The organism is Salinigranum halophilum, from assembly GCF_007004735.1.
Classification (GTDB): domain Archaea; phylum Halobacteriota; class Halobacteria; order Halobacteriales; family Haloferacaceae; genus Salinigranum; species Salinigranum halophilum.
In genome coordinates this window covers 127,124-145,235 of sequence record NZ_SSNL01000005.1, presented here as the reverse complement: position 1 = coordinate 145,235, position 18,112 = coordinate 127,124, and the positions used below count along the sequence as shown (strand labels likewise).

Below are 18,112 nucleotides of genomic sequence, written 5' to 3'. Positions count from 1 at the left end.
CGCGAATGCCGACACGATTCCGAACCCCCTCGGCGGACTCGTTCAGCCTGACCGTTGCACTCCTCGCCGGTGGCATCGCCGCGGTCGCCCTCCCGCTCGTCGACCAAACCGCGGTCGATGGGGGCGCGGCCGTCCTCGTCGCCCTCCTCACGTGGGTGCTCCTCGAACAGGTTCCCGACGCGGTCGACCGGGCCGTCGAGGCACGGGCGCACCTCGTCGTGGGCGGCGTCGTGATGCTGCCGCTCGTCGGTTCGCTGGTCGGCGACGCGCTGGGCCGCGCCGTCTTCCCGGAGCGACTGACGCTCCCGCTGCTCGCGTTGTCGCTCGTCGGCCTGGTGGTCACCGAGACCGGACGGAGTCGCCGGTGTCGCCTCCTCCGAGCGCGCGAGACGGTCCGGCTTCATCTGGTCGTGACCGAATCCGCCCGTCGGCGCGCCGTCCTCGCGTTCGCTTCGGCGCTCTCCGGCGTCGTCGTCGTCCGGTTCCTCGCCGGCGACGCCATCGGTGCACCGACGCTCGTCGGCGTCCTCGTCGGGACCGGAATCGGATTAGCCCTCGTCGACTCGCGGGCGCTGGACGTCTACGTCCTCGACCGCGGCCTCGTCGTCGTCCCACAGCGGCGACTCGGCGCGAGTGTCGTCCCCTGGCGTCGCGTCCGACGCGTCTCCACCGTCGAGGGGGTGCTCCGAATCGACCGGGGGCTCCCGTGGCCGACGCGCTACGAGTACGAGTTCACGGCTGCGGACGACCCGAGTGAGGTCGTCGACACGCTCCGACGCCGTCGCCGTGGTTAATCCTGCGTGGGGTCGGCTACTCCTGCTTCAGCGTCCTGTCGAGGAAGTCGAGCGTCTTCGACCACGCGTCGCGTGTCGCCTCGGGTTCGAAGCTCTGTCCGCTCGGGTTGGCGAAGGCGTGGTTCGCACCCTCGTAGACGTACACCTCGTGTTCGACGCCGAGGTCGTCAAGCGTCTGGTTGAACGCCCGGACGTCCTCGACGGGGACGACCTGGTCCTCGGAGCCGAAGATGCCCAGCACGGGCCCGTCGATGCGCTGGAGCGTCTCCTCGTCCGTCGCGAGCGTCCCGTAGTAGATGACCGTCGCGTTCAACTCGGCCTCACTGAGGCTCAACTGGAGGCTCTGGCCCCCGCCGAAGCACCAGCCGAGACTCGCGACCTGCTTCGTCGTGTCCGCCCGGTCTCGGAGTCCGGAGACGGCGGCGCTCATCTTCGAGACGGCCACGTCGGGGTTCTCTCTGACCTGCCCCGACAGCCGGCCCGCCTCCGAGGAGTTCATGGCCACCTCGCCGTCGTAGAGGTCGACCGCGAAGACGACGTAGCCCTGGCCCGCGAGGATGTCCGCCATGTGCTTGATGTTCTCGTTGAGTCCCCACCACTCGTGAACCATCACGACCGCGGGGTAGGTGCCGTTGTCGGCCGGCCGCGCGAGGTAGCCGGGCGTCCCGCCGATGGTCGTCTCCTCGGCCGTGATGGCCGAGAGGTTCTCGGCGCTGAATATCTCGGCGTTCTGTCCGGACACCGCGACCGTGCAGGTGCCGTTCTTGTTCACCTCGCCGGGCTGACAGCCCATGTGCGCCGTCTGTTCGTCCGACGCCTCCGTCGTCTCTGCCATCGGTGTCGGCGTCGCCGTCGGGGCCTCCGTGGCTGTCGGCGCGGCCGTCGACGGCGCGTCGGTGGTCGTACCGCCCATACCGGAACAGCCGCTCAGGAGGACGAGTGCGGTAACCAGTACCGTGAGTGTCGTTCGCATTTCATGTCCGTTGGGGTGTCTCGACATAACCGTTCCGGCCAGCCGTCGACGCCGCTGTCGCGCCTCGCACCGAGTGGCCACAGCGGTCGCGGAGCGGACGGGTTCAGCGCTCGTTCACGTGGAGAAACGACGGTCGGGTCACCGTGTCTTCGGGGGCGGTGTCGCGGTCCTCGAGGAGGCTCGTCGCCAGGCGGTCGGCGACGACCGGACTGACGTTCCCCGCGAGTCGCATCGCCTCCTCCTCGGCGTCGTCGAGTCCGAGCACCTCGTCGAAGAACCGCGACAGCGTGACGTACGTCTCGTATAGCTCTTCGGCGTCCTCGCGTCCGTCGGGCGTCAGCGTCGCTCCCTCGTACGGTTCGTGCGTGACCAGTCCGCGCGCTGCGAGTCGCTGGAGCATCTCGGTCGTCGCGGCGGGAGACCGGTCGAGCGCGTCCGCGACGACGCCCGGTGCCACCGGGTCGGAGTCGGTCTGCTCGACGAGGTATAACACGAGGAGGTACTGCGGTGCCCCACTCATCGGTCCCCATCCGGTCGGTTCGGACACCGGCTCGTCCGTGTCGAGGGGACGACTCGGCGACGTCGGCCCACCGTCTACTCACCCTGTCCGGTCGGCCCGTCCCGGCCGCCCGACTCGTCTGCAATCGCCGCCCCGCCCGTCGCGTCGCTGCCCCTGCCGACGCGGGGGAGACGGTCGTTCGCCTTTGGACGCCCAGGTCGCTGGCGTGACGGTCGTCTCACCGTCTCAGACCCTCCGCACCAGATGCTGTCGAACCGCCCGCTGGCACGTTGCACACACCGTGTCGAGCCGGGCGACCGTCGCCAAGACGGGGAACGCGACGGGGAAGTCCTCGTAGAGGTACGAGACGAGACGCTGGTGGCGGATGCCGGCGTCGACGCCCTCGTTCGTCGTCCCCCGGACGAACTCCTGACGGCGACGGGCGAGTTGCTCACACCGCTCGCGGTGCTGGGCGAGCGACTCGTGGCGTCGCCGAAGCGCCGCGAACCCGAGGTCGCTCAACGGCGTCTCGTTCGCACGGGTGATCCACTCGACGACGCCGTCCACCGTCTCGCCGGCACGCTCGAGTCGGTCGTCCTCCCGAGCGAGCGCCCGGCGGAGGACTTTGGTCTCCGTCCGGCGGGTGCTGGCGACCGAGACGACAACCCGTTTGAGCTCGGGAGTGAACGACGTCTCGGTCGTCGGTGCAAGCGCGGCCGCGACCGAATCCGAGAACTCTGACTGTACGGTCTCGAGGACGGATTCGGGGCCGTCCACGTCGTCGATGCTGTGGGGCCGCACCGTCTCGGCGAACGCCTTCCGGACCCTGCGACACCGGTCGTCGGTCGCGGACCCACCCCGAGCGAGCGTCCCCGCAGCGGCCGTGGCTCTCGGTGTGGCCGATGGCGCGGGGGCCGTGGGGAGGTTCGTCACTCGACCGATGAACGCGTCGTACGCGTCGACCTTCGCGTCGACCGCTTCCCACTCCGCCTGCGCGCGCGTCCGAGCCTGATGGACGTGTGTTTCGAGCGCCATCTTACCGCAACTCCTCCGGGGTACCGAACGCTCGGCAGGTCGAGGCCCGGCCGTCGGGGCGATGGCGGTCGCCATCGACGACGGGTGGACGGCCGGGGACTCGACCGCGACGTGGAGCCACCGCGCCGTCGACGGCCCCAACAGGTCGCGCTGTTGGCGGGGGCGACTCGTCTATCCGTGCGCTGCCCGCGACGTCCCGGTCGGCACAGCCGATGACGAGCGTCGTCGACGTGGCGACACGGTGCTCGCGTGTCCTCGGGCTCATGCACTTTAGGCGCACCTAAAACAATATAGTTCCACCGATTTTTTAGGCACTCCTAAAAACGACGGCCGAGGCGATTCGAGCGGCGGAGCGAGGTGGTGCTGTTCGGGCCGGCCCTGACGACCGCGGACCGACGGCTGTGGTCGTTCGGTGTCACTGTGCGTCGGGACTCGGGCGGCCTGCGCGCTGGATGGGGGTGACGCCCACGCACGCGTGCCGTCTCACGGCACCCGGTCGCGTCGGAGTTTTAGGCCGTACGAAAAAATACCAGAAATCAGGTACGAGTTAGATATAGATATATAGATATGTCGTCTCGTGGCCTGTAGACGCTGATTTTAGGACCACCTAAACAAACAGATTTATGATATATTGGGCCATAGGTGAACCTGTAATGAGCGCTCAAGGCCTCGAACGACGAACGCGGAACTACCTCAGCAACAACGTCCCACAGATCCAACAGCACGGTGGCAACTTCGAGATTCGCGACGTCGACGAGGAGGCTGGACGGGTGACCGTCGCCATCGGCGGTGCGTGCTCCGGCTGTGGCATCGCCCCGATGACGATGAAAGCCATCGAGCGCCGTCTCCCCGAGAGCATCGACGAACTCTCCGAGGTGGAGGTCGTCCGCGCAGGTGGCCCCCGTGCCGCGGTGATGCCGTCGAAGATCGACGAGATGGAGGAGATGGAAGAGTACGAGGACTACGACCCGCCGTTCTGAACGCTCGTCACCCCAGCGGGCCACGTTTTTTCGACCGGCCGTGTTGCAATCCTCGGTTGCTGATAGTTTGTCTGAGCCGTGCTGGATACACAGCGCGAGTCGGTCAAAACGGTCTGGTGAATTGAACACGGTCAGACGGCTGTGCGAGACAAGTATTTTACAATCGCACTCACAATGTACACACATGAGTTCCGAATCGGAGAAGAAGCGAGTGCAGTTCCGAGCACCGAGAGGGCTGGTGGATCGGGCTGACACTCTCGCAGCGGTGTTCGAGACAGACCGGACGGACATTCTCATCTCAGCTCTCCGTGAGTATCTTCGGGACGCAGCGCACTCTGACGAAGTAAAGCAGGAGGTCGCAGAAGCGTACTACGACGACGCCATTACCTTTGAGGAGTTACAATCTCTCGTCGGTCACGAGGAGGCCGCAAATTTTCGTCTCCTGAAACAGCAGTTGAGCGAGGCATTCGTTGACGACGTGGCAGAAGAGTTAGCCGACACATAGATGATGCGCATCGTCGCTGATGCTTCCGCTCTCGTTAGTCTGGGAACCGCTGCGGACGCCACGACAAACCCACTCGACATACTTCTCGAGTCACACAAACTCCTGCTTCCCAAGCACGTTCTCGAAGAATTGGCTGAAACAGCATCTTACGACGATGCCTCTGGAGAGGCAGCACAAGCCGTGCTTGACCGTAAGAACGCGTTCGATACCCGTCCTGTCGAATTGGACGAAACGTTTCCACTGGACGATGGCGAGAACGCGGCAGTCACGTTGGCGAACGAAGTGAACGCGGTTCAACTCCTCTGCGACGAGTTCAACCGGCTCGCAGTGATCCATGCATCACTCGTTGACACTCGTCTCGTGACGACGCCAATCCTACTCACTGCCCTCGTGCGGAACGACGTGCTCTCTCCCGATTCTGCGGAGCAGTTTCTCGAGAAGATGAGCGACGCCCGAAGTTGGTCTGCAAACTCATACGTCGCACGCGCAAAAGCAACACTACAACAGCAACGAGAGGGCAATTGACCCCCTGACCGATTTCAGGTAGCTCATCTCGACCGAACCGAACAGAGGGCGCAAGTCGATTGGAATCGTCGTCCAGAGCCACTCGAGCCAATTCATTCGAGACAGTGTGGCTGTCTATTCCTGAGGGTTTCAACAGCGCCTTTCGACCGATTCCCGGTGTGTTCGCTCCCCGCAACTCCCACCCTGTCAGCGAGCGCACCCCCGTCCGTGGCGGTCGAGTGCGTCGGAACTGACCCGCCCGCCACCTCGTCCCTCACGCCGAATCACACAAACGGGCGCTTGTGTCTCCGCTACCGATATGTCCGTCGCTGACCACGTACTGGCTATGACCCTGACACGACGAACGGTCCTCGGCCTCGGTGGTCTCACGCTCGCCGGCGCGCTCGCCGGCTGTACCGGCGCGGCTCCGCGAGCAGACGGCGGCGAGAGTGACGACGGTGCGGGCGACGGCGACGGCGACAGCGACGGCGACGGCGACGGCGGCCTCCCCGACAACGGCACGGATTCGGATGCGGGCGGCACGCGTCCCGAAGGTACGGGCGGCCCCGGCGTGACCATCGTCTCCGTCGACGACGCGCCCGACCTCCCTGTCGAGCCGAGCGTCGAACTCACTCGCGAGGCGGCGACGGCGGACCACCCACCCCAGCTGCGGACGACGCTCACGAACACGACCGACGCACCCGTGCAGGTGGGTGAGGGCCGCGCCGTCCACTTCCAGTACGTCTACGACGACATGACCCAGCTCCTCTTGCTCCCGAGCGGCGAGGCGTGGCCCGCCGAACCCGGCTGCTGGCGACTCACCGACGGCATCGCCGTGACCGAGGAGTACCAGATACTCGAAGTCTCGGCCGACGAGCCCAGTACGCGTCTCGTCGACCTCTACGCCACTCCTGGCGAGGACGCCTGCCTCCCCGTCGGTGAGTTCCGCTTCGAGACGACCATCTCGGTCGTCTCGGAGGCGGCCGAGCAACAGGAGTCGGCGACGTGGGGGTTCTCCGTGTTGCTGGAGTGAGCAGTCGTCGACCCGAGGTGAGGACAGCGTCGTCTCCGCTGGTGTCTGTGATGGCGACGAGACGAGGTCGGAGACGGGGACCGGAGGCGAGGGCGGGGACCGGAAGCGAGGGCGGGGACCGGAAGCGAGGGCAGGGACGGGAACGGTGACGTGGTGGCGGGGGTGGGGGAACTGCTGGACCGCTGTCGCTGTGGGGCTACGCTGTCGGCTCGTGTGAGAGCTGTTCTTCGATCTGTCGACCGCACTTTCGGCACTGCTTGATGAAGAGGTTCTCCTCGTCGTACAGTGCCATCGGCTCGAACTGGTGGTCACAGAGGAGCTTTCCGATGACGCTCATGAGTTTCGCACATATATCTGCATTATCTCGATACTATTCAATGCTTTGGTGGAAGAAAACATAATTCAGTAGCTTAAAGATATTTTCGCCGGTTTTTATGGCTACTTTTCTTATTCTAGTCGACGGCATGTTTGAAGACTCCCGAGACGGCAAACCACTACGAGATGTTACTCACACCAATCCACTGGAAGCGACCGTTTCGGCCGGCCAGTACAGTCCCGTAATCCGCCACTGTGAGCCGATAGAGAACGGTCTGTGTCGGTGTGGTTGAGACGTTCACCGACGCTCGAAACCCGTCGTTCCCTCGACTCAAAAAGAGACGCCACATTTTGAATCGGCGCGAATATCGGGGTTTCACGCCGACTTCGACGCAGAGCCGAAGGACGTCTCGGGCGAGGCGTTCGCTCGCTGTAACGTAGGTACGATGCTCGTTTCCATCACCACGCAAGAGGGTCTCCAAGAGAAGGCGCTGTTGATCTGTTGGGAGCCGCCAGACAAAGGTTGGGAGTCGCTTCGTCTGGCTGGACGACCCACACAGCGATTCCAACAGAATGCCGAACAGTTCCGAGCTGAACCGGAATTTTCGGTCGTTGACGCTCACGCTGATTCCCATCCGCTCGAAGAGCGATGTGATCCGACGCCGATTAACCGATGTTTCTTGTGCGATCTGCACCGTTGCTGTCTGCTTTGCTGACCCCCAGTACACGCTTCCTTCGGTGACGAACCAGCCGATTAACTCGATAAAGTCATCGCCATCAAAACGATATGGCTGTGTCCGCTGTCTTCGCCGTCGTCGAATCGACACCTCATCGGCGACTGATTCGATTGCTGCTTGGTATCGTTTGAACACTGCCGGGTCGAAGTGATACCCTGAGTGGCTGTTGACGTACGAGGGGTCACACCCATCGGGAAGTGCAGCGCGGAACGTGTGCCCATGGACATCCGTCGTCGCTCTCGCCTCGAACTCGTCTACGAAGTCGGTGATGTCGACTGTCTCGAGGCGCGCCCCTCCTGAAGTCTCCCACGTATTGACGAACCGATAGTACTCAGTCTCATGTAATTCACCAGCCGGTCTGGTGCGCGGAATTGGCAGTCCTTTCGTCTGGAACAGGACTCGATGTGCCGGGTGTAACCGGAAGTCGATGCGCTTCCCTGTAATCGTGACGAGCTCACCTTCGAACGGCGCCGTGTCGATGCGACGGACGAGTTTCGGTTTCACCAGACCGACTGCTTCGTTGAGTGCATACACTCGGTCTCCAACGGAGAGGTCAGCGATTTTCACCGGGCCTTTCGTGGTGAGCACTTCGGTGTCTGGGGTGAACCCACCCGCATCAGTATCACTGGAACTGGAACTAAAACTTGGACTCGCGACCGTGTGAGACGATGGCTCGGACATGGCTGCTACGAGGGGTTGGCTCCGTTTTCGCTGATAAACCTCCTCTCTCCCCCAATCAATCGTCACGGCCGCTACCGAACCGTGCCGTCACCCGTGTCCACAGCGACGGCGTTTCCGCTTGCTTCTCCTTGGACGTCCCCTGCGGTCTCTCACGCGCTTCACGCGCTTCGTCAAGGGCGTCCCGGAGAGCGTCATTCTCTGCTTCCAGCTCGTCTACACGGGCCTCTAACCGGTCGATTGTAGCCATCAGTCGCCGCTCGTGTTGCTCTCTTCCCGAATCCTGTGCTTGAGGGGTGTGTTTCCTGTCCGCACCGACGGCTGGATCAGGCGTGGGCGGCTTCGCGGACTCCGTTCGCTGTGCGTCTTGTGTTGGTGGCTCGTAGAACTCGTCGACGCGTGCGACTGCACGCTCGAGCGTCTTCTCGCCGTACGTGCTCCCATCGGCAAAATGTACTTCGTCCCATTTCCCACGGAGTAACCCAGACTGACGGAAGAGCCGGTCCATCTGCACCACATCGCCACCGGTCCAGAACGCCAGCATGAAACACAGTGCCATATCGGCCTCCGAGTGACTGTCGTACCCGCTCGTCGAGCCGTTCCACAGGCGCTCGAACTTCGACCCGTTCAACGCTGCCCGTGCCTTCTCGATGATTGTCTCGTCGTCCAGCGTGCTCGTCCTCACTGTGGCCTGCATTGACGCTCGCTGGGGTGGCTTCGATACATCTCGCTCGTTCTTCGACTCATCGCCCGCGACGTACTCGGCGTGGACTGCTGCAAGCTCGGCCGTTCGTTCGGCGACTGGGCGTGGGGGATCGTGGACGCTGTTGCCAGTCACGGTGAAGTATCGCGCTGTTTCGTAGCATTCCACGTCATCCCGACGGTTCGGACCTGAGGGCAGTTTACCTGTGACGATGAGGTGGTATCCTGTCCCAGAAGGGCTTATCTCCGTATAGGCATCGAGCTGCTCGATGATGTCTGTCGCCCATTTGGGTGAGCCACTGTCGTCTCGGCAGTTGTCTAGGTCGACGCCGACGAAGGGGTCGTTGTCGGTGAAGACGAATCCGAGGCCTTCGATGTTGTCTGTGCCGACAGCATATTGACGGGCCTCCTCAAACGCGGCCCACGTGGTGGAATCGGTTGTCGACGCGTACCGGCCCGACGTCGGATTGATCGGGATTTTTGTCTGCTTGTCGTCTCGTTCTTCGGTCTGCCAGCACACCCATTGGTCGTAGTCGAGGAGGGCCGCTGGGAGGTCATCTGTAGTCAATTCTTCACTCATACACTCGCGTCCTTATCACCGCACTCTGTATACTCGCTATGCGAGAACTGCACATAATCATGCCGACGAAAAACGGTAGCTGATTCGAAACTTCGGGGGTTGGGTGGGGCTGCTTGCAACCGCCTCACCCGAGCTCTCTGGACCCGCTACTGTTTTGGCACCAAAACAGACACGTTTGTGATTCATCACTTCCATATTAGTCAATTGAACAACTGCAATAACCTATTGGAGATGAGTCACTGAGGCGTCACGATTCCAAACACGGTTTCCAAACGCACCAAAAACGGTTCTATGAAAATTTAAGGTCTTCTAAGAAATTCTGAGACACTTACGGCGGTTCCAAAATCGGACTCAACATCCGCAAGAAGACACTGTACAGGGATTGACGAACAGAGTTAGGGTCGGACACGCGAGGTAGTAAACACCGGGCTAAACGTCGAAAATCGGAGTCGAGAGGGGTTGTGAGAGACGAATCGAGGGCGAGACGGTGAGCCAAAACGGGGGTCTCGACGGGGGGAGAATCCATCCAAACATGGGTGCAGTCATGCGATTTTCGAAACAGGAACCAGTGCCGAACACGGGGTTCGTCGTCGATGCCAGTAAGCCCTCACTAGCACACTGACACCGCTGCCGTCTCGTGATTTCGACCACACCTGGCCACCCTTCCTCGATGTCGACCATTGCACACACAGAGAGCCATCTCTTGCAGCGCACCCCAAACTCACCTCACAAACGCTACAGAGGGGTGTTCTTGCGGTTGAAAACGCCATGTTTGGAAGCTACAGGACACCCCGAGACCACTCGACACCCCGTATCGACCACAGAGAGCCAGTAGAGCCGAGTTTGGCCCTCGAATTCACGCCCGCCCCTCCACCACTCACGGATTTCGCCGCACTCTCTGTCAGGTACTCCTGTCTATCGCCTCAATGCCTCTCTATGCATTCTGATATATCTGCCCACACCTCTGGTGACATTCCCGCCTCCACCCGCACCCGTGAGCCACCGCATATCGGTTCGAATCGAGGAACGGACACCGGTTCGAGTCGAAGCCCGACCGGTTCACTCAGTGGTATCAGACTTGAGCTCGTTGAGCAGGTGCTTGACCGGGAAGATATCCGTGAGCCCTAGGGCGTCGAATCGGAACTCTGTCGGTGCCGTCGTTCGGCTGTACGACTTCTCAACACGCGGGGCACCCTCGATCGGGTCGGCAAGCGCCTCGATAACGTCATGTGTCGCACCGGTCGTCATGACGACCCAGAGAGCCTCCTCTGGGTTACACGCCGCCATCTTGTCGTAATCACTCGGGACAGCACGGGCGATATCGTGATTCACCCGCTCGGCCTCGACTGCGACGACGACCTCGCCATCGGCGTCAAGACCTGCAAGGTCGAGCCGAGAGCCATCACTGGTCTCGAAATACGGAACGACACGCACCACGGGAGAATCTGGATCAGGGACGTAGCTCTCGACGAGATAGCGGCGTGCCGCCTCGATCATCAGCACGTGGGCGCTCGTCTCCTCAAGATCGCCCTGGCCATGCCCGAAATCGACCCCCTCGCGATAGCTTTCTCCCAGCACCTTCCGACCAGCAGGGGTGACAGAGTATAGCCGATGCGGGTGGTCAGAATCGTGGGTCAGATAGCCCGCATCGATGAGCGCCTGCGTGTCCTCACTCGTTGCCCCCACGTACTCCAAGAGACGGATCATCGAGTCGAACAGCAGGTCATACTCCGGGGCGTTGTAGCGCAGTTGCTGTGCGTTGTAGATCACCTGCAACAGCATCAACCGAATATCAGAGAGCCCCGTCTCGACTCTCTCCTCTTTCGAGAGCTTGAGGTTCACCCCCGTCACCGGGATATCATCTGGATCGACGTCCGAGAGCGACGCACAGCAGTTGATCGCACGAATCATTCCCTCGGGAGACGGATTGTACCGGTTCCCACACTCGGTGCAGTCGAGTGCGTGTTGTGCTGGTGCATACGCAACCGTCTCAGGAAGCCGCAGCGTGTAGGGAAGCGCCGAATCGACGCGCGAACGTCGAACCACCTCCTCGTCAGTCGCTCCAGGCTTGTCTCCGTCACCGACCCCATCTCCTTCTCCATTTCCTGCTTCGTCTTCGTGCCCGGTCTCATCATCGCGGTCGGCTGTACTGGGCTCTGAAACTGTGAGGCCGTATTCCCGTCGGACCCGATCCTGACTGCGAACGCGGGCGACCTCATAGTGGAGTTCCTCCGACACAGTCAACGGCTGTGGGCCCTCCGGATGTCCTGGCGGCAACGGCGCGGACTCGACGACGAACGGTCGTGGCTCAGGCTCACCGAATCCCGCTGGAAGCGAACACAACCACTCCCCGCGTGAGAGTGCTCGGAGTCGATTCGCCACCTCCTGTGGCTCCATATCTTCGGTCGCGAGGCGTGCGGCAAGGTCACGGTCGAGCGGGACGTTGCCCGTGACGATGGTCGAGACGTTGTTCAGCACCTCATGATACGCCTTTGTATCGACCTGCTTGAGTTGGGCGGGGTACTGCATCGAGAGCGTGACTGAACAGCCAAACGACCGCGCCTGCTTCAACAGATCGCTGAACACCCCCGAAACCGCTACTTTCGACGCCTCTTCAACGTGGAGCGTTACGAGCGGGAGTGTGTTGGCGTCGACGTCGACGTCGATATCCGTGTCAGTGTCAGTGTCAGTGTCAGTGTCAGTGTCAGTGTCCTCCCCTCCGGTTCGTGACGCATCATCTATTGCGTCGGTTCTCGGTCCCGACCCTGACCCTGATTCGGCTCGCCCATACAGTTGCTGACGGTGGTGAACTCGACGGCGAAGCGCCGTCCAGAGACTCGAGAGGAGAAGCAGTGTCGTTGCGTGCTGGGCCTTCTCACGAAGCCCACCCATATCGAAGACGATGATGACATCCTCGTCGAGAAGGTCGAGGAGATCGAACCGTGGCGCCGATGACACCGTGTCCTCCACGTTACCCGTCTCTCTTTCGTCCATCATCGCCTCGTTCATCGACTCGCTCTCATCTCCCCTCTCACTCTTCTGTGTGGCCTCGGTCGACGCCTCCGGATGCACGTGATTCAGCATCGTCGAAAGCTGCTTTTGCAACGTGACCTCGTGGATACGGTTCGTCACCCCCCTCATGACGTTCCCGAAGTCTCGGGCCGACCCGGTGATGGTTTCGGTGAGCACGGCCTCGAGGTCGTCATCCGCGACCGCAGGTGTGGTTTGATGTTCGGCCATCCACGACAGGGTCTCGCGGACGTGGCGATGCGTGAACGCGTCTTGGCCATGCACAGGGTCGAACAGCGCTTTCACCGTCGCCTCGATGACCTTCACTGAGACGCCTGCCGCGTGATAGTCTTCGTGGAGGTGGGCGAGAATCTCGGCATAATGAGCGGCCACGTCTTCGATGGCGGTCTCACGTGGCACACCTGCGGCGAGCTGGTCGCGAATATCGAAGAAAGAGACCGCCGGAAGCAGTTGCGAGCAATCGAAGTGGATGACATCATCGAGACTTCCCGTGCGGGCGTAGTGGACATGGCTCAACTCTGTGGCCATCCCATCGCCTTTCTGGTCAAGGATAATCGTCGCACCCGCTGTCGCCTCGTGATCATCGAGCCGACCAATGATGCCAGCCGTGGTCTTCCCCGCCCCCGTCTTGCCGAACCACGCGATGTGCAACCGCTGGAGATCCGGCGGGAGCCGAACGATGAACGAATCCTCCTGGCGGCTGTCTGCGTGATAGCCGACCCCATTTCGGTCGATACCTGTCGTCCACCCCGGCTTGAATCGACCGAGCGTCAGCCCTGGCACCCGATAGCGCGCCAGGAGGTCGCGCGATGGCGGTGGACCGTACGGTCGTGCCCGCTCACCGGGCGTCGATGCGACCCCCTCCATCGCCTCGGGTGTGAGACTCCCGCCATCGACGAGACAGAACCCGGGCGCTTCCCGCGCGTCGGCGACGATTCCCCGACTCGTGCTCGCGACGCCGGGAATCCGTGTCCGCGTGCGTTCGTATGCGGGTTCGTGAAGCTGCCGTGTACAGAGGTCGTCGCGAACCGTCTGTGCGGCCTTCCCCATGCGGTGACGACCGACGATGCGGTGATACGGCCCAGAGAGCCCACCGAGGACGCCCGTGAGATTCCGACAGCGCGTCTCGACGACGTTTGCCGGGCCGCAGGCGATGACGCGGGCGTTCACGACGAACGAGTGTGCTGTGTCACGCGCCTCGATGGTACGGATTCGATGGATCGGCGAGCCCCTGCCTCCCTTCGCACGTGCTAAGAGGTCGTCATCGTCGCCGCGTCGTTTCTCGAGTTTCTCGCGGTTCTTCGTCGCGTACTCCGCACTGCCGAGGCCCATCTCGCGTGCGACCGTCGCAGCCAGCGTGTCCCGGCCCTCGAGCAGGTCGAAGCGGCGGTCTGCGGCTGCCTCCGCCCACGACGCGTGGGGCTTGAGGAGCACCTGATACACCATCGGGACGTCACTGTCCGCGAACGCCGCCACGACGTCGTTGAGCGGCGGTCGCGCCTCACCGTCTCCTGCAAGCCACGTCTCGATCGGCTTGAGTCCCGTCTGCCAGTCACGACGGCGTGTGGCCTGGGCGACGTACTCGACGGCGTTGTACGTATTTTCAGGAGATGGGCTGTTTGAACTGTCGTCCTGTTCGTGTTCCGGTTCGTGTTCGTGTTCGACCGGTGGCGCGGCCGTGGTATCGTCGGATGGCGCCGTCGAGGCGGAGCGGTCGTCACCAATGACCCACGCGGGGTCCCAGCGGACGCACTCGATACGGTAATCGTTCGGGAACACTGCCCGAATCAGTCGAGACAGTTCGTCTATCGCCTCGGCGTGTGCGCCTACCGACGGCGACGCTGTGGAGGCACTCGTCCCACCATCTGTACGGCCAGCCTCGCCATGGGCATCTCCGCTGGTGTCTTCAGCCCCGTCGAGGCCGACGTAGTACCGCACTGGTCGGTCGGCCTTTCCCTCGGTGACGACGTACCACTCGATCGACTGTGCGGGTCCCGATGGCCCACCGACCGCTCGGAACAGCCGCTCTGTGAACCCGTTCGGCTCCGGTGGGTGATACCTGGCGAGGTCGAAGAGCCGGACGAACTGCGACTCGACCGACTGGTGAGTGAGATCGGTCGCCGTCGGTGTGAGTTGGATGTACTCCCGTCCGACTCGCTGGTTCGATTGCGTCGATGTGGTGTCGGCTGTCTCCGCGGCCTCTGATGCCGCCGTTCTCTCATCTGATCTCTCTCTGTTTCGGTGTGCGTCATCGCCCGTCATGCTGCTCGCCTGCTGTTTCTTGTGACGAAAAACAGTACGATAACTATATGGTATTGTTTTTGAGAATTATCGACGGAAGGAAATATCGTGGATGGAACACGCTGGCAGGGAACGCTTCACGAGTCTCACCAGTTGCTCTCTCGTGGGCATCAGCGTCCCACCGACCCAGCTGGGTTAACCAACAAGTGAAGCTTACTGTCGGCGTTTGTTGGTTAACTCTTGTGAACGTATTCATCATCGACTGTCGTGTGGACCCTGTGTCACCGTCTCCATGCGTCTCGAACGCCCCCGGGCGCTCGTGGACTGCGACTCGCTGCGGTCCTCGCCTCCGGCTGCGGTCCTTGCGTCGTCTCGCCTCACGACCGCCCGGCCCCGTTCACTCCCACCCAATCTGTGTTGGCTGTCACTGTGCCCGGCTGACCGAGTGTTCGTCTCACGGCTGTTCCTGCCGTCGCCGCGTTCTTTTTTGTTCCTGTGACGCCTCGCCGCGCATCGCCTCCCCGGGGCGGGGACTACTGAGACGCTCGCGGTGCTCGCGTCTCACTTCGCTCGCACCCTCCCGGTGCGCCAGCAGCCAAGTGTGGTTGCGGTTTTCGCCCCTTGCGGGCTTTCGCGTTCCAGCCCTTGGTGCCGCTGTGCGCGCTGGCGCACCTCCTTCGTCGGCGCGCCACCGTGCTCGCGACAGTCGGCCTGGACACGAACCCGCAGAACGGGACGGACCGCGAACCACCTTGGCGCTGGCCGCTCAGGTCCCCGCCCGCGGCGCGCGCGGCTGGTTTCTTCTCCCCTTCTGAGCGCTCTCGCTCGCGCCCCAAGGGGCGCTCACGAAGGCGCGAGCGAGAGCGCGTTGAGTGGTTGTCTGTCGATGAGAGCAGAGCCGCGGCTGGAGAGTCGTGGAGTGGGTAGTGAAGACGCCGAGTGAGCGCCTTCAGAGCTAACGCAATGTCTAGTACGAACGTTTTCGGACAAGAAGTTTCGGTTGACGAACAGGCGTACGAACAGGTGAACGAGCCGGTGGTCGACGAAGACGGCTTTGAGGTCGTCGACGAGACGCCCGAACTCAGAGCGACGGTGCAGATGGAGATCCAGGCGAAGGTTGATGCGAACCACCCCGAGGGGATGGTCGAAACTGGCCAAGAGCGAATCTACGGTGCGACCCTGGCTCAAGAAGAGCGCATCAACGCAAGAGAGGCGGAACTGGCGTACATCAGTGCGAAGGCGACGCTCGGAACCCAGGAGGGGCGAGCACAGCGGACGTCCGATGTGGTGGGTGCGATGAGTGCGCGGCGACGTGATGAGTTCGACGAACGGGCGGCGGCTGTGGATTCGCTGTTCGGTCAGAAGGTGGACCCCCGTGAAGAACTCTCTCGAGACGATCTGGCGATAGTGAACCGAGAGTCGATGCGGATGGCCGGGCGATTGAAGCAATGGTCGCGAGCGGCGATCAGTCGGCGGCTGGCTGAGAAGGTCGTGAGCGGACAGGAGATGATGACGGCCGTCGTCGGGACGTTCGAGGAGTTACAGACCGAGCCGGGTCGGGTCGTGCCAATCGGAGCGCTGGAGGACGTGCGTCGTCGAGAGGTGAGTATCGAAGGTCGCGTCGAGACGCTGTGGGTGCCCTCCCACCCGAGTATCGCCCAGGTGGGGTTGGTCGCGGATGACAGTGGACGGACGCGCGTGACCATCTGGAAGCGGTCGGAGGCACCTCGGATTCGAGAGGGCGAACTCGTGCGGATTCACGGGGCAGCGCGAAACTGGTACCAGGGCCGTGTATCCCTGGCCGTGACGGGCTGGTCGGACGTGAGGTTCCCTGAGCGCGGTCGGTGGTGGGAGTAACAGAGTTAGTCGTCGCGGGCTTTTTTGCTGTGTGCCGGGCCAGCCCCACCCCACCTCCCCACCCACCGCTCCGTGCTCACTTCGTTGCGCGCGCAGCCACAACCTTACCCGTTAGATTGGATGAAATGCAACGTGCTGTGTACCAAACTTAACCAAGCAGCTGATGTGGACCCGTACAAAGACGTCGCGGGTTCAAATCCCGTCGGGTCCGTGGCTTCTAATCGCAAGAAGGCGGCGGAATTAGCTCGAAATTTTAATTCGGGTTCGTCATGAACTATGACGAACTCTCCTACTGAGGAGCGTAAAATCGGCCCGATTTGCTGCCTAATGCAGAAACGAGCCGCACGAATGACGAATTCACTTTGTGTTCGTCACGGTATCCTCCCTGTACGCGTTTCGGAGAATATCTCACGAACGCACGTCACGGGACTGCTGATTCGTTAGGAGTCAAACTCGTCCCAGACCGCTCCCATTCGTTCGTACACCCATGGTGCAACCACTCGAGAAATCACTCTCCACACCGAAGTCGGGTACTCCCGATTCTCACCGTCTTCGTGACGAGCCTCCGGCGGTGCGTGAAAATGGTCTCGCGTGTAGTCTTCACTGTCGTGTCTATCCCATCGGCACAACCACCTCTCGCCATGATGATCTTCAACGTACGAGATGTGAAAGTCGCCGTTCGTGTACGACTGCACCTCGATGTACGCTTCCGAGACGTACTTGTGAGGGTAGTATTGCCGTTCGAGGGATATGACAATCGAGTCGGGACGGTTCACCGGAAACACCGTCGTGTTGTCGACCCAGGATTCGGACGCCAACAACGACGCGAGTTCTCGGAGGAGCGCCCGGTTCGGTGTTCGGTCGTGCTGGCCGTTCACCGTCAGGCGACTCCTTCGCCGACGGGGTTATCTTGTCGGGAGCGCCGGAGGTCACGGATCTCTCTCCGAACCGCAGCCCAGTTGTTCAGGTCCAGCCAGACGGTCTCCACGTCGCCGTACTCACCGTACTCTAGTGGGTCAATCTCGTCCGGTGTCTCGACATCGTACGTCTCACGATACGCTTCGTCTTCGGAGAGCAGTTCACCGAGCCGGTCCCGGTATTCGTCGTCGTCCAGTTCCGAGAGTCGATTGAGTCGCCGCCACTCGAAGTACGACTCGTTCCGCTCGAAGGTCTCTGGGTTTTCTGTCACCCGCGTCAACACGCCGATGTCTGCAAGTCGTCGCAGGTGTCTCCGGGCCGAATTCTTCGAGCAGTCTGCTCGCTCTGCAACCTCCACGACACGGGTCGGCGTGTAGAGTTCGAGTGCGGTCCGGTACACTCGTTCGTCCGCCGGAGCGTTCTCGAGTCGCTCACCGAGGTCTTCCGAGAAGTCTGAGGGGGACGGGCCACGTTCGTCGTCGGAGGTGTTCATACAGACTAGCACGAGATTAGAGTCAATATAATTAACGCCCGCTCACAGATATGATCGACAGTCGATGGAGATGAAACCAAGAGAGATGACGACTAACTAGACGTCGTCAAGATACTTTCGCCGCTGTTCCATCTTCTCACGTTCCGTCCGTCGGTCGTAGTGTTCATCTAAGACCGCTGTCGAGACGTTCGCTCTCGCACTCACCGCCTGTTCTGGAACATCAGAGCTCAGCCAGTGC

At 62.0% G+C, this 18,112-nt stretch carries 15 protein-coding genes; 6 read left to right on the top strand and 9 right to left on the bottom strand.

What is annotated here, in order from left to right; translation table 11 throughout:
• Nucleotides 1-5: 5 nt before the first annotated feature.
• Nucleotides 6-794 carry a hypothetical protein gene (locus E6N53_RS12885; RefSeq protein ID WP_142859866.1) on the top strand — a complete coding sequence of 263 codons (789 nt, stop codon included), beginning with the start codon at nucleotides 6-8 and terminating at the stop codon, nucleotides 792-794.
• 16 nt (nucleotides 795-810) lie between these two features.
• Here E6N53_RS12885 and E6N53_RS12880 read toward each other — a convergent pair whose 3' ends face one another.
• The 3 genes from E6N53_RS12880 to E6N53_RS12870 form a co-directional block, all read right to left on the bottom strand.
• Nucleotides 811-1,767, bottom strand: coding sequence for a dienelactone hydrolase family protein (locus E6N53_RS12880; RefSeq protein WP_142859864.1), 957 nt, complete (start codon nucleotides 1,765-1,767; stop codon nucleotides 811-813).
• Nucleotides 1,768-1,870: 103 nt separating this feature from the next.
• A complete protein-coding gene (locus E6N53_RS12875; protein ID WP_142859862.1) occupies nucleotides 1,871-2,287 on the bottom strand; it encodes a metal-dependent transcriptional regulator in 417 nt (138 codons plus the stop codon).
• Between the two features lie 225 nt (nucleotides 2,288-2,512).
• On the bottom strand, nucleotides 2,513-3,301 hold the full coding sequence (locus E6N53_RS12870) for a DUF7260 family protein (protein ID WP_142859860.1): 789 nt from the start codon (nucleotides 3,299-3,301) through the stop codon (nucleotides 2,513-2,515).
• Between the two features lie 653 nt (nucleotides 3,302-3,954).
• On the opposite strand from E6N53_RS12870, the gene E6N53_RS12860 reads away from it, so the two are divergent.
• The 4 genes from E6N53_RS12860 to E6N53_RS12845 all read left to right on the top strand — a co-directional run bounded on the left by E6N53_RS12860 (nucleotide 3,955) and on the right by E6N53_RS12845 (nucleotide 6,323).
• On the top strand, nucleotides 3,955-4,281 hold the full coding sequence (locus E6N53_RS12860) for a NifU family protein (RefSeq protein WP_136602963.1): 327 nt from the start codon (nucleotides 3,955-3,957) through the stop codon (nucleotides 4,279-4,281).
• A gap of 184 nt (nucleotides 4,282-4,465) precedes the next feature.
• Nucleotides 4,466-4,786: a hypothetical protein gene (locus E6N53_RS12855; RefSeq protein ID WP_201741149.1), complete on the top strand. Its 321-nt coding sequence runs from the start codon at nucleotides 4,466-4,468 to the stop codon at nucleotides 4,784-4,786.
• Nucleotides 4,787-5,311: a PIN domain-containing protein gene (locus E6N53_RS12850; RefSeq protein ID WP_142859856.1), complete on the top strand. Its 525-nt coding sequence runs from the start codon at nucleotides 4,787-4,789 to the stop codon at nucleotides 5,309-5,311.
• A 325-nt stretch (nucleotides 5,312-5,636) separates the two neighbouring features.
• Nucleotides 5,637-6,323, top strand: a complete 687-nt coding sequence (locus E6N53_RS12845) for a hypothetical protein (protein ID WP_142859854.1) — start codon at nucleotides 5,637-5,639, stop codon at nucleotides 6,321-6,323.
• 196 nt (nucleotides 6,324-6,519) lie between these two features.
• Here E6N53_RS12845 and E6N53_RS20765 read toward each other — a convergent pair whose 3' ends face one another.
• The 4 genes from E6N53_RS20765 to E6N53_RS12830 all read right to left on the bottom strand — a co-directional run bounded on the left by E6N53_RS20765 (nucleotide 6,520) and on the right by E6N53_RS12830 (nucleotide 13,415).
• Entirely contained in the window at nucleotides 6,520-6,660 is a 141-nt protein-coding gene (locus E6N53_RS20765) for a hypothetical protein (RefSeq protein ID WP_161569907.1), read from the bottom strand.
• Between the two features lie 157 nt (nucleotides 6,661-6,817).
• Entirely contained in the window at nucleotides 6,818-7,963 is a 1,146-nt protein-coding gene (locus tag E6N53_RS12840; RefSeq protein ID WP_142859852.1) for a Hint domain-containing protein, read from the bottom strand.
• A gap of 148 nt (nucleotides 7,964-8,111) precedes the next feature.
• Nucleotides 8,112-9,335 (bottom strand): phage NrS-1 polymerase family protein, encoded by a 1,224-nt coding sequence (locus E6N53_RS12835; RefSeq protein ID WP_142859850.1) that lies wholly within the window; start codon nucleotides 9,333-9,335, stop codon nucleotides 8,112-8,114.
• A 1,059-nt stretch (nucleotides 9,336-10,394) separates the two neighbouring features.
• Complete coding sequence (locus tag E6N53_RS12830) at nucleotides 10,395-13,415, bottom strand: ATP-binding protein (protein WP_142859848.1); 3,021 nt, start codon at nucleotides 13,413-13,415, stop codon at nucleotides 10,395-10,397.
• A 2,154-nt stretch (nucleotides 13,416-15,569) separates the two neighbouring features.
• Here E6N53_RS12830 and E6N53_RS12825 point away from each other — a divergent pair.
• Nucleotides 15,570-16,463, top strand: coding sequence for an SOSS complex subunit B family protein (locus E6N53_RS12825; RefSeq protein ID WP_142859845.1), 894 nt, complete (start codon nucleotides 15,570-15,572; stop codon nucleotides 16,461-16,463).
• A 440-nt stretch (nucleotides 16,464-16,903) separates the two neighbouring features.
• Here the strand turns inward: E6N53_RS12825 and E6N53_RS12820 are convergent, their stop codons facing one another.
• Both E6N53_RS12820 and E6N53_RS12815 read right to left on the bottom strand, forming a co-directional pair.
• Nucleotides 16,904-17,341: a toxin-antitoxin system TumE family protein gene (locus E6N53_RS12820; RefSeq protein WP_142859843.1), complete on the bottom strand. Its 438-nt coding sequence runs from the start codon at nucleotides 17,339-17,341 to the stop codon at nucleotides 16,904-16,906.
• A gap of 2 nt (nucleotides 17,342-17,343) precedes the next feature.
• Entirely contained in the window at nucleotides 17,344-17,874 is a 531-nt protein-coding gene (locus E6N53_RS12815; RefSeq protein WP_142859841.1) for a DUF7342 family protein, read from the bottom strand.
• Between the last annotated feature and the right edge of the window lie 238 nt (nucleotides 17,875-18,112).